Source organism: Paraflavitalea sp. (assembly GCF_059502485.1).
The window spans coordinates 2,023,571-2,035,913 of sequence record NZ_JCACET010000008.1 but is presented as its reverse complement, the minus strand read 5'-3'; the positions used below and the strand labels follow the sequence as shown (position 1 = coordinate 2,035,913).

Below are 12,343 nucleotides of genomic sequence, written 5' to 3'. Positions count from 1 at the left end.
CCTGCCTGAGAGTTGCAGGGTCTTGTCCTGAGATGGCGCAAAATTATTAAAGTGTCCCGGAACAATGGAATTAATTTTTACCCTTTCAGCTTTAATCTGTTATACGACAATATTTTACCGACGGCTGAACCAACCGTCGTGATTGTTTGTATCAGGTCTTTTTTTCAGGGCAAGCAAAATTCCGGTGTACAGGAACACCAGACAATGGCCACATTCAGGGATATGGCGGTAAGTGTTTAGAGGTTGATGGCCTGTCGGGCGCCATTGAGGTGTGTGTCTTCGGTATGGGCCGGGTGCTCTGCGATGGTAAAGTAGAAAGTGCTGCCTTTACCGGCTGCCGATTCTACCCATATCTCTCCACCATGCAGTTCAACGATCTTCTTGCAATGGGCGAGGCCAATACCCGATCCTTCATAATCGGAGCGGTTGTGCAGGCGCTGGAAGATGATGAAGATCCTGTCCTGGTGGCTGGGGTCGATGCCAATGCCATTATCACGAACAGCGAATTTCCAGTAGCCGTTCTCCTTCTCTGCGTGAATATCAATGGCCGGTGGCATACCGGGCTTTCTGAACTTAATGGAATTACTGATCAGGTTTTGGAAGAGTAGTTTCAATTCGGTGGGAAAGGCATTGACTACCGGTAGTCCACCTGATACCACCACAGCGCCGCTTTCATGGATGACTGTTTGCAGGTCGGTGAGCACTTCGTTCAGCATCGCGTTGCAATCTACCGGCACAAACTGCTTCTCCCGCCCTATCCGGGAATAATCGAGCAGGTCTTTGATCAGCGTCTTCATGCGGTCGGATGACTGTGCGATGTAATCGAGGTACCTGTCGGCATGAACGTCTAACATTCCTCTGTATTGTTTGCGCAATGCTTCCACGAATCCAGTAGTGGTCCTTAAGGGTTCCTGCAGATCATGGGAAGCTACGTAGGCAAATTGTTCCAGCTCTTTATTCTTGCGTTCCAGTTCGCCCGTACGTTGCAATACTTTCCTTTCGAGGGTGACGTTGGTTTCCTGGATCACATCTGTCATTCGCTCCAGTTCGGCAGCCATCTTATTGAAGTCATTAGCTAATATGCCGATCTCGTCTTTGGAGAATGCTTTTGCGCGACTGCTTAGATCGCCCTGGGCCACTGATTGTGCAGAGTGTAATATTTCATTCAATCCTTTCTGGATACTGCGGCTTACAACGATGGCAAGTATCAACCCGGTCAATTCTACTGTAAGGGCAATGATGAACAGTATCTGTAATATCAGGCTTTCCAACCAGCGGGAACCTTCGCCCATGGTAAAGGAGAACTTGTCTTCGAAGGGTGTGATCTTTTCATTGAGTGGATCGATCTCTTCGAGAATAGCGTTGATCCGTTCGGCAGATACGTTGGCCGAGTTGATCTCGGTGTGTAGCTTTTCGCCAATGACGTAAAAGCCTGGCACCAGCCTGTCGGCATTCGACCAGGCTTCAATGGCCCGGCTGATATAATCGTTTGTGGCAAATCTTCTAAACAGTTTTATCATGCCGTCCACATCGTCTTCGTGGTTACGGCCTTCTATCAACCCCTGCCGGGTTATAGCTAAATCCGGTTCGGGCTTGCTCAGTTCTACCAGCGCTTTGTGGTCGCCCATCGGCACTTTCATGAAATCTTTAAACTTCTGGTAATCGGCCTCATTCCTGCTACGTCCATACTTCAGTAATTGGTACATAGCGTCTTTCTGGGCTTTAGACCAAAGTCCTTCTCCATTTACGTAGGCTCTTACTGAGGAAAGTGTGTTGATGGAAAAAGTGAGTGCCGCCAGCTCTATAGCAATCAGCAGGGCCATAATGCCCACTGTGAAGTACAGTTTCTTAGCGATCGAGACGTCTCTGAACCACCGGGTAATGGAGATTCCTTTCATGTTGTGTGATTTAGCGAGAGCCCTGGTCTTTTACAGGCATGGATTCAACGTAAGAAAAGTACGAAGAATTGCGCTAAATCACACATTTTGGAAGAGGAAAACACGCAAGTGGTAAATGACGAGTGGCCGCCGCTTAGTTATTTACCAGCTTCATCGCTCCTTCTCTGTAACGATCTCCGGCGGTGGGATACTTTTGCAACAAGGCTTCGATCTCCTGTACGTCCGCAGGTGTCAATTTCACGCTTATTGTGCCCACGTTTTCTTCGAGGTATTTCCGCCGCTTGGTTCCGGGAATGGGAATTATATCATCCCCCTGTGCCAGCACCCATCCTAAGGCCAGTTGTGCAGGTGTCATATTTTTGGTGTTGGCCAGTTCGGCAAAGGCAGCCACCATCCGCTGATTGCTGTCCCAATTCTCTTCATCGAAGCGGGGCAATGTTCTGCGAAAGTCGTCGGCCGGCAGTTGATCTCTACTTTGTACTGTAGCAGTAATCAGTCCCCTGGCCAATGGGCTATAGGGCACCAATGAAATGCTCAGTTCCCTGAGCAGGGGCAATATCTCTGCTTCTACGCCACGCGTCAATAATGAATATTCACTTTGCAGGGCAGCGATGGGATGTACTGCATAGGCTTTCCTGATGGATGCTGCCGATGCTTCGGACAGTCCGAGGTAGCGCACTTTCCCTTCTTTCACCAGTTGAGCCATGGCTCCTACCATTTCTTCCACCGGCACATTGGGATCGATGCGGTGGGCATAGTATAAGTCGATGGTATCAATTTTCAAACGTTTCAAACTACCTTCTACCGACTGCTTAAGGTGGGTTACAGAGCCGTCGAAGTAAGTGGTACCATCTTCACGCCAGCGGAACCCGAACTTGGTAGCAATGAAAATCTTATCGCGGTTGGGCACCAATACTTTGGAGACCAGTTCTTCATTCTTTCCCTTTGCATACATGTCTGCAGTGTCCCAGAAGTTGATACCGAGGTCGAGCGCACGATGCAATGTGGCAATGGATTCTGTTTCATCAAACTCTCCATAGCCATGGTTCATGCCCATGCAACCTAATCCGATGGCCGACAATTGCTCTCCCGTCTTTCCAAGTGTTCTGTATTGCATACGTTTCGATTTAGATAGTATTTAAAATGCTGCTACAGCCTTTACATTCTTAACGTCTGATCCGTCCCTGACCTCTTCGCTTGCTTTCTTCACCAGTTGATCGCCGGGTTGCAGGGTACCGCCATACACTTCTATTTTACCACCTGACTCGCGGCCTTTTTTCACATCCACCCACTCTGCTTTGTTGTTGGCGATACGTATTACAAATGTGCGCTCCGTGGAATTGACCAGTGCTGATTTGGGAACAATCAGGGTGCTGTCCTTCGCAGGGAAAGGAATGTTTACTTCCGCGATCATGCCGGGCAGTAATCGCTTGTTGTTATTGTCTACATCGATCTCGATACGTTCTGAACGCAGCCTTGCATCCAATGCTCCGGACAAACGGTTGATCTGTCCTTTGAAGGTTTGGTTGGGCATCGCCTTCACCGTGAATGATACGGCGGTTTTGCTATCCAGGTATCCGGTGTATGCTTCCGGCACCGACACCACCAGCCTCAGCTTCCGTTGCTCCTGCAACGTAAACATGGGAAACTCCGATCCTTTACCGGAAGGGCCGACGTAAGCGCCGGGGTTGGCATTACGTGCACTGATGACACCATTGAAGGGTGCTCTTATTTCGAGATAGCCTTGGGTAATCATCACTTCTTTGTGTGCTGCTTTGGCTGCTTCCCATTGTGCCAGGTCGGAGTTCTTACGTGCAGCAGCCTGGTCCAAATCGTTCTGTGAAATGGTTCCGGGTGTTTTGCTGGTCTCGTATAAGCGGTCGTATTGGGACTTGCTGGCTGTATAGATCGCTTCCTGCGATTTCAATCTCGATTCAGCAGCTGCCAGGCGAGAATTGAGTTCGGGTGCTTCGAGGGAAACAAGCAGTTGTCCCGCCTTTACTTCCGATCCCACATCTACATATAGTTTGCGCACAAAGCTGTTCTCTTTTGCATAGAGGTCTACCTGCTGCCAGGCGATCAGTTCTGCCGGTGTTTGAAAGGCAGTAGATAATTTATCTTTCTGCAGGGGGAACACATCAAGGGCGGCCGGCGCTGCCGCCACCGCACTCTCTGCTTTTTTCTCTCCGTGTGAAGAGTTGCAGGCTGTGTAGCCGATGCTTAGGGTAACCAATGTGAGGGATACAATATGTTTAGGTGTCATAATTCGATGTTTATAGTTATTCTTCGCCTACATAAAACTTGCTCTCTTTGTCTTCCGGATCGAGTGATACGGAAGCGGTAGATGTTTTGCCCTGTACCCAGGCAAATACGAGGGGCAGCAGCAACAGGGTAGCAAATGTAGAAGCTACCAGTCCACCGATCACCGCTCTCGCCAGCGGAGAAACCTGGTCGCCTGCTTCTCCCAATCCTGCCGCCATCGGCACCATGCCTACCACCATCGCCACGCTCGTCATGAGGATGGGTCGCAAACGGAGTGCCGCTGCTTCGCGGGCGCTTTGCAAGGCATTGCCATTGTGCTTGCGCAACTGCTCCGCATTGGTGATCAACAGCACTGCATTCGCAATGGATACGCCCACCGACATGATGATACCCATGTATGATTGCAGGTTGAGCGTAGAGCCTGTAGCCAGTAGCATCAGCAATGCTCCCAGCAACACTGCCGGAACCGTAGTCAAAACTACCAAGGATACTTTGAATGACTGGAAATTAGCTGCCAGCATCAGGAAGATCACCACGATAGCCACGATCAACCCCGATTGGAGACTGTCCAGCGTTTCCGTCAATACCGTTCCCAATCCAATCGGTTCAATGGTGAGGCCGCGGGGCAATTCACCCAGTGAGGCGATGGCAGCTTTCACATCATCAGTAGCTGTTCCGAGGTCCGTATTCACCAGGTTGGCTGTAACCGATATGATGGGCATGGCACCCAGGTTATCGTTTTCGCCATAAGTAGTATCTGCTTCAATCGTAGCTACATCGCTCAACACCGGTCGCGGCATGTTTCTCAATACCGGTATTTCGCCGATGCTGTGCACGCTGGCCATTTTAACTTCCGGCACCTGCACCTGTACGGCATAGCTCAAGCCAGCCTTTTCATCCAGCCACACGTTCTTTTCGGTATAGCGAGAAGAGGAGGTAGAAGCAACCAGCGAGCGTGAGATATCAGATATATCAACTCCCAGCTGTGCTGCCTTCACCCTGTCTATGTTGATATTGAGCGATGGATATTTGAGTGGCTGTGCAATCTGAATATCACGCAGGTAGCTGATCTGCGCCAGCTTGTCCATTATCTTGTAGGCATACTCTTCATTCAGTTTTTTATTACGGCCTGCGATGCGTACTTCCACCGGGGTTGGTGATCCCTGACTCAATATTTTATCAGTAAGTTCGATGGGCTCGAAAGACAATTTAACATCCGGCAGAGCCTTCGTTATTTCTTTCCGGAGGTTTTCTTTCAACTCATCCATATTCACTTTATATCCTTCATGCAGACTCACCTGCAGCACGGCTTCATGTGGACCACCGGTAAACAGGTAGATGGGACTGGTGGAAAACTGTCCGGGGTGTTGACCAATGAAAGCAGAAGTGATCCCTATATTTTCTTTCCCCACCATCTGCTCGAGGATGTTCAATACTTTGATTGTTTTTTCTTCCGTACGTTCTATCCGCATACCCTGCGGGGCCCTGATACGCAACTGGAATTGTTCGCCATTTACTCTTGGCAATACATCGCGTCCAATACTGGACAGCAACAGCACCACTGATGCGATGGCTGCTATTAATGTAAGTGCTGCTATCGGCTTCCGGAATTTTAACAGGCGATCGAGGAATCGCATGTAACGGGCACGGAATTTTTCAAAGCGTGTGAGCTTGCCATTGTTGTCCGTATCTGTTCTTTCTGCCATAGCCGCTTTCAACTCCCAGTCGTCATGATGCCCGGCTGGCATTACGGGCGGATGCTTTCCCTTGTGTGATTTCATGATCCAGTTGGCCATGATGGGGACAAATGTTTGTGAAAGGAGATAAGACACGATCATGGAGAATCCGATCGCTAAAGACAGTGGCAGGAACAATGATCCCGGAATGCCCTGCATGGTAAAGGCCGGCGCAAACACCGCAAGGATACAGAATAGGATGAGTAATTTGGGAAACGCTATTTCTTTACAGGCATCCCAAATGGCTTTGGCCTTGGGCTTGCCCATGTCAAGGTGCTGGTGAATGTTTTCTATCGTTACCGTCGATTCATCGACGAGGATACCAATGGCCAGTGACAGACCGCTCAACGTCATAATGTTGATGGTTTGTCCAAACAGTTGCAGGAACAATACGCCTGCGATAATAGAGGTGGGGATCGTAAGGATCACGATCAATGCGCCGCGGGCATCTCCGAGGAACATCAGTACCATCAATCCAGTAAGAATGGCGCCAATGGCTCCTTCACTCAGCAGGCTTTTTACCGCATTGATCACATATACCGACTGATCAAATTCATACGACAGCTTCACATCTTCAGGAAGCTGTGCCTGGAATTTGGGCAGGGCAGCTTTCAATTTCTGCACGACTTCCCAGGTGGAAGCGTCGGCCGATTTGGCGATACTTAAATACACGGAACGTTTGCTGTTTACCAGGGCATAACCCATCGTAATATCGGCGCCGTCCTCTACAGTAGCTACATCCCGCAGGTAGAGGTTTTGCACACCACCTTTGTACAATGGCATGTTCTCAAAGTCCTTTACTGTTTTGATAATTGTGTTGGCAGGTGTGATATAGTTGTAATCACCAATGCGCACGTTACCTCCGGGCGATATCTGGTTATTGACACGCAAGGCTTCCACCAACTGATCGGGTGTAAGCTGGTGTGAGCGCAACAATTCAGGATCGGCTTTGATAACAATGGTACGTATGTTACCGCCGAAGGGTGGCGAGCTCACAATACCTGGTATGGCCGTGAAGGCAGATCGCACGTACACGTTGGCCATATCCATCAATTCATTGTTGGTGCGGGTAGGACTGCTCAATACCAGCTGACCCACCGGCAACGTGGAGGCATCGAAACGTATAATGAATGGTGGCTGCGATCCAGCCGGGAAGATGGCCTGCGCCCGGTTACAGAAAGCGCTCAACTCCGCAGCGGCCTGCGCCATATTGGTGCTGGGGTAAAAGGTAACTTTCATCAGTGTAAGCCCCTGAGTGTTCTTCGTCTCAATCGTTTTGATACCGTTCACAAACAACAGGAGGTTTACATATTGCTTTCCAAAGAAAGCTTCCATTTGTGAGGGGGAGTAACCACCAAAGGGATGCGATATATAAATTACCGGCAGGTTCATCTGCGGGAAGATGTCTATCTTGATGGTACGCACAGCGGCAATGCCAAAAAATAATAACCCGGCCACCAGTACCAATATGGAGATAGGTTTTCGAAGTGCTGTTCTGATCAGTCCCATAACTACGATTCGTTCAGTTAAAATTCATTAAAGAATAAAGCGAAATCACCCGTGGCGGCAGCTTTCAGCAAGAGAGCCTGCCATACATTATTATAGGTAATGGCGCGATCGGTCTCTGCGCGATTCACTGCATAGAGGGCCTGTGTAACATCCACCATGTTGGTAAGGCCATTGTTGTATAATACCGATTTCTGTAAAAAGGCATCGGATGCAGCTTTTACCTGTACCGGCACTTCTTTGTAACTGTCCAGTGCATTTTTGATCTTGTTATCTGCCAGTACTATCTGTGCTTTCAACCGCTGATCGGTAAGATCATATTCATCTTTCAAAGCTTGCGAAATAAATTTCTGTGATGCTACCTGGTGTTGTATTCTCAAAGGCGTGGTAAGGTTCCACACCATGCCTACTCCCAACAGGTAGTTGGCGCGCACGGGGTTGATGCCTTTTCCGTAGCTGTGTGAGTATTTATCAAATCCCTGAATGCCATAATCCCACTCAAAACCGGAGGCTCTGCCCTGGAATGCGCCAAACAACGTGAAGGTGGGATAATTAAAGGTCTTGAAATATTTCGCCTGTTCATTGCTGAGGTCGATACGACGCTGGAAGAAAGTAAGCAAGGGGTGTTGCGGGTGGCTGGCAGCCGAATCATAGAAAGCGGCTGGTATACGTGCAACAAACTGCGTGTCCAGTTTAAACTCCTGTGCCGGCACTCCCATCAATATAGCCAGTTGATTGGCTTGCTCCTGTTCATAATCTCTGGCGCGTATCAACACTATTTTTGCGTTGGCCACTTCAGCATTGGCCAGTGATGAATCCACGCCAGCATTCAGGCCATTCTTTACCCGCGTAGTTACAATGCCTTGCAAGGTCGCAGCTCTGTCGAAGTTGTTTTGCCAGGACTGGGTGAGCCGCTGCGCAGCCAGCAGGTTCATATAAGCGGCTGATACGCGTATTTCGTGCTGGAACTGTTCCTGCTGAAGATCGCTCTCATCGCGTGCTACTACTGCCTGCGCTGTTTTGATCTTTTCTTTGGCGCGGCCAAAGGCAAAGAAGTCCCAGTTTACATTTGTGAGGTACAATGCGCCGAAAGCTGAGTGCCAGTTCTGTTCGGCCATGGGCTGTCCGGAAGAGGAGGCAGAACTAATTCCGCGCAACGCGTACAACGGACCTGTTTGTCCATTCACTGTTCCATAATCATGTTGAAAGGAAACACTGAGGTCGGGCAGGTACTCCCGCGTGCTTTGTTTCACGGTAGCTTTGGAGGCATTGACGTAATTGGCTTTTGCTTTAATGGCGCTATAATTCTGCAGGGCTGTTTGTACAGCCTCTTTGAGGGTGAGTACCTGTTGCGCTTCCGCTGCGTGGAAACAACAAATGAATCCCATCAGCCCTATCAGGCTAACCAGTTGATTTCTTGACATGCTTGTGAATTACAATCTGAGTGTGATACCAGAGAATGGCAGGCGATCGCTTGTAAGGTTTTACTTTCTTTGAGTATGTAAAGGTACCTTTAGCAATCATCCCAGCCGTTATACATTTCAAACAAATAATTATAAAAATCAAACAACCGCAGCACGGAAGGTCCGGGGTGTCTGGAGTGTTTGTTTTTTAAAGAAGTTATTAAAGTAGGCAGGGTATTCAAAACCCAGGCTGTACCCGATCTCCGACACATTCCAGTTCGTGTGTAATAGCAATGCTTTCGCTTCTTTCACAATACGATCGGCAATATGCTCTGTCGTTGTTTTGCCGGTGATCTCCTTCACCACCCTATTGAGGTGATTGGCATGAACAGATAAGTGCAGTGCATAGTCTCCGGCTGTCTTCAGTCGCAACACATGTTCGGGTGAATCGATCGGGAACTGTCTCTCCAATAACTCTATGAATAAGGCTACTATTCTTGATGATGCATTGGTATGCTGAAAATAGCTATCAGCAGGTTTCGACTTCAATGCTTCATGGATAATAAGGTTTACATAATTGCGCAGCAGGTCGTACTTATGAATATATTCCGAGGCAATCTCCGCCTGCATTTTAGCAAATATATCGCAGAGAAAATCAACCTGTTGTGGTGTCACAAAATAAATAGGATCGCCGCCTATTTTAAACAGGGGCGATTCCATGATGCTTTCATTGCGCTGGGTGCGGTCGGCAAACTCATGATCAAAAAGGCAAAAGTACCCTTCCTGCTGTGATGAGCTGGCTTCCCAGGCGTAAGGTATTGTAGGATTGGAAAACAGCAGGGCAGGTTTATCTATTTTAATTCCTTTGTCGGCATAATACAACATGCCCTCTCCGATGATGAGGGATATTTTGTAGAAGTCGCGCCGGTTGTAAGGTGAATATGTTTTACAGTAGAAATCACTACGCTTGTACACGTTCAGGTGTCCCCCGTCCTGCCGCTGGTCTCTTTTATCGTAAATCACCCGTCCGGCTTCGGCTGCAGGGGTGCCGATACGTTTGTAAAAATCACTGATGGATTCCGCCTTGCCCATATATCGAAATTATGAAATTCAAACAATGACGTTATTAAAATGTTTTTAAAATTAGACGGATTGGCGGCCCGGTAAGATGGACGGGCATTCCTTTTCGACGGGTTTGGCAAAAAATGGGTTACAGGTTTCAGGTTACGGGTTTCAAGGGCTCATACAGGAAAGACATCATTACTATTAATCAGCCAGTTGCAAGGAAGCCCCTGTAACTTGCATCTTGAAACTTGTAACTCTTTATTCACCATTCACAACTTATTACATTTGTGTTCTATGGAGTTCTACATCAAAAATATGGTCTGCAACCGCTGTATCATGGTGGTAAAGCAGGTATTTGAAAAGGAAGGCCTGCACCCGCTGCATGTGAAGCTGGGTGAAGTGGAACTGGACAAAGTGCCTGACAGTAAACTATTGGGCAATATCAGGACCAACCTGGAGGCGCTTGGTTTTGAGGTACTGGACGACCAGAAGAGCAAGACCATCGAACAGATACGTACTACTATTATTAAACTCATTCATGCGGGTGAATTGGACGACAACCATAAGTTCTCCGTACTACTGTCCGAGGCTCTGAACAAAGATTACTCTTACCTCAGCAAGTTGTTCTCGGAAGTAGAAGGTGTGACCATCGAGAAGTATGTCATCCTTCAAAGAATAGAACGTGTAAAAGAACTGCTGGCTTATGGTGAACTCAGCCTCAGTGAGATCACGTTTCAACTTGGGTACAGCAGCGTGGCCCACCTCTCGGCGCAATTCAAAAAGGTAACCGGATTCACGCCTTCCGAGTTCAGGAAGCTGAAGGATCATAACCGCAAGCCGCTGGACAACGTTTAAGACTTCGACAGGCTCAGTCTGACAGTTAAGCTGTGCAATTAGACTTTCTTTAACAGACTTCGCTGAATTATATAAACAATACCCGGAATGGTATAACAGCTACCCCCTACCCTGGTAATAGTTTTGTGTCATCATTAGTCACCGCTTAAAACAAGCTATATGCACAAATCATTACCAGCGCTGCTCATCGCTACTCTTGCTTTCACAGCTACTTATGCGCAGCATGAACATCATCAGCAGGACACTTTGAAGCCTGCGCAAAAGCCTGCTTCCTCTAATGAACATGCAGGACATGTGATGCCTGACAAGCATGCAGGTCACGACAGTACCATGCCCATGGGCGCGCCCATGAGTCATGCGTTTTCTTTGAACGCGCCTATGAACCGTAATGGTTCGGGTACCGGCTGGCTGCCCGATGCTTCGCCTATGTATGGTATCATGTTGCATTCAAAGAAATGGATGTACATGATCCATGGAAGTGTATTTCTCCGCTACAACAGGCAGGACATCGGAAACAAAGGAGTGAGAGGTGGCGAGAAATGGGATGCCCCCAACTGGTTTATGGCGATGGGGCAACGCAGGGTTGGTGAAAGAGGATTGTTTCGCTTCAGCGCGATGATGTCGCTCGATGCCCCCATTGCAGGTGGTTCTGGTTATCCTCTGTTGTTTCAATCGGGAGAATCCTGGAAAGGTAAACCATTGGTTGATCGTCAACACCCGCATGACCTGTTCTCTGAATTATCAGTTGGTTACACGCATGCTATTTCAAAGAAGGTAGATGTGTTTGGTTACTTTGGTTATCCCGGTGAGCCGGCGCTGGGCTCTGTAGCTTTCATGCACCGCCCTTCAGCACTGCCCAATCCCGATGCACCACTCAGTCACCACTGGAATGATGGCACGCATATCACTTTCGGTGTAGCTACGTTGGGGGTTCGGTTGGATAAGTTCAAGTTAGAGGCTTCATCTTTTACTGGTCGTGAGCCTGATGAAGATCGCTACAATTTTGACAAGATGCGTTTCGATTCCTGGAGTGGACGTGTATCTTATAACCCTACTGCCAATTGGGCTTTCCAGGTGTCGCATGGTTTTGTAAAGAGTCCCGAAGCACTGCATGGAGAAGAAGATGTAAATCGTACTACTGCTTCTGCTGTGTATAGTTTACCAATGAAAAATGATCAATCACTCAATGTTACTGCCTTGTGGGGCATGAATAAAACAGCTGGTCATGATGGCGAGCATGCGGCCTTGCTGGAAGGCTCGTGGACTGTAAAGAAATGGGCTTTCTATAGCCGGTATGAGTTTGTACAGAAATCGACTGAAGAGCTTGACCTCGATGAACATGAATATGGCCATGATGCCATCTATGGTGTACATGCACTTACTGCCGGTTTGAACTACAATGTATTGAAACTTGGCCCTGCAAGGCTGGCCGTAGGTGGCCACCTCTCTATCTACAATGCCGATCAAAAGCTGGATAAACTGTATGGGAAGAATCCTGTTAGCGGTCAGTTGTACATCAGGTTGTATCCGAATTTGATGAGGATGTAAGGGCGAGGCTTCGACAGGCTCAGCCTGACAAGAAGTGCAGCCTGACAAAAAAGATCCCCGGCGTAGGCCG

Annotated in this window: 8 protein-coding genes; 2 read left to right on the top strand and 6 right to left on the bottom strand. The window is 48.3% G+C overall.

Annotated elements, in window-relative coordinates; genetic code table 11:
- Nucleotides 1–236: 236 nt before the first annotated feature.
- From AC5JBY_RS10865 to AC5JBY_RS10840, 6 genes are all read right to left on the bottom strand, one after another.
- A complete protein-coding gene (locus tag AC5JBY_RS10865; RefSeq protein ID WP_495904607.1) occupies nucleotides 237–1,898 on the bottom strand; it encodes a sensor histidine kinase in 1,662 nt (553 codons plus the stop codon).
- Nucleotides 1,899–2,031: 133 nt separating this feature from the next.
- Entirely contained in the window at nucleotides 2,032–3,015 is a 984-nt protein-coding gene (locus AC5JBY_RS10860) for an aldo/keto reductase (RefSeq protein ID WP_495904606.1), read from the bottom strand.
- Nucleotides 3,016–3,036: 21 nt separating this feature from the next.
- Nucleotides 3,037–4,161 (bottom strand): efflux RND transporter periplasmic adaptor subunit, encoded by a 1,125-nt coding sequence (locus tag AC5JBY_RS10855; protein ID WP_495904605.1) that lies wholly within the window; start codon nucleotides 4,159–4,161, stop codon nucleotides 3,037–3,039.
- Nucleotides 4,162–4,177: 16 nt separating this feature from the next.
- Nucleotides 4,178–7,405 carry an efflux RND transporter permease subunit gene (locus AC5JBY_RS10850; RefSeq protein WP_495904604.1) on the bottom strand — a complete coding sequence of 1,076 codons (3,228 nt, stop codon included), beginning with the start codon at nucleotides 7,403–7,405 and terminating at the stop codon, nucleotides 4,178–4,180.
- Between the two features lie 17 nt (nucleotides 7,406–7,422).
- Nucleotides 7,423–8,826 (bottom strand): TolC family protein, encoded by a 1,404-nt coding sequence (locus AC5JBY_RS10845; RefSeq protein ID WP_495904603.1) that lies wholly within the window; start codon nucleotides 8,824–8,826, stop codon nucleotides 7,423–7,425.
- A 138-nt stretch (nucleotides 8,827–8,964) separates the two neighbouring features.
- On the bottom strand, nucleotides 8,965–9,897 hold the full coding sequence (locus AC5JBY_RS10840) for a helix-turn-helix domain-containing protein (RefSeq protein ID WP_495904602.1): 933 nt from the start codon (nucleotides 9,895–9,897) through the stop codon (nucleotides 8,965–8,967).
- Between the two features lie 267 nt (nucleotides 9,898–10,164).
- Here AC5JBY_RS10840 and AC5JBY_RS10835 point away from each other — a divergent pair, with 267 nt between their 5' ends.
- Complete coding sequence (locus AC5JBY_RS10835; RefSeq protein WP_495904601.1) at nucleotides 10,165–10,725, top strand: helix-turn-helix domain-containing protein; 561 nt, start codon at nucleotides 10,165–10,167, stop codon at nucleotides 10,723–10,725.
- Nucleotides 10,726–10,884: 159 nt separating this feature from the next.
- Nucleotides 10,885–12,273: a hypothetical protein gene (locus AC5JBY_RS10830; protein WP_495904600.1), complete on the top strand. Its 1,389-nt coding sequence runs from the start codon at nucleotides 10,885–10,887 to the stop codon at nucleotides 12,271–12,273.
- The last annotated feature ends 70 nt before the right edge of the window (nucleotides 12,274–12,343 follow it).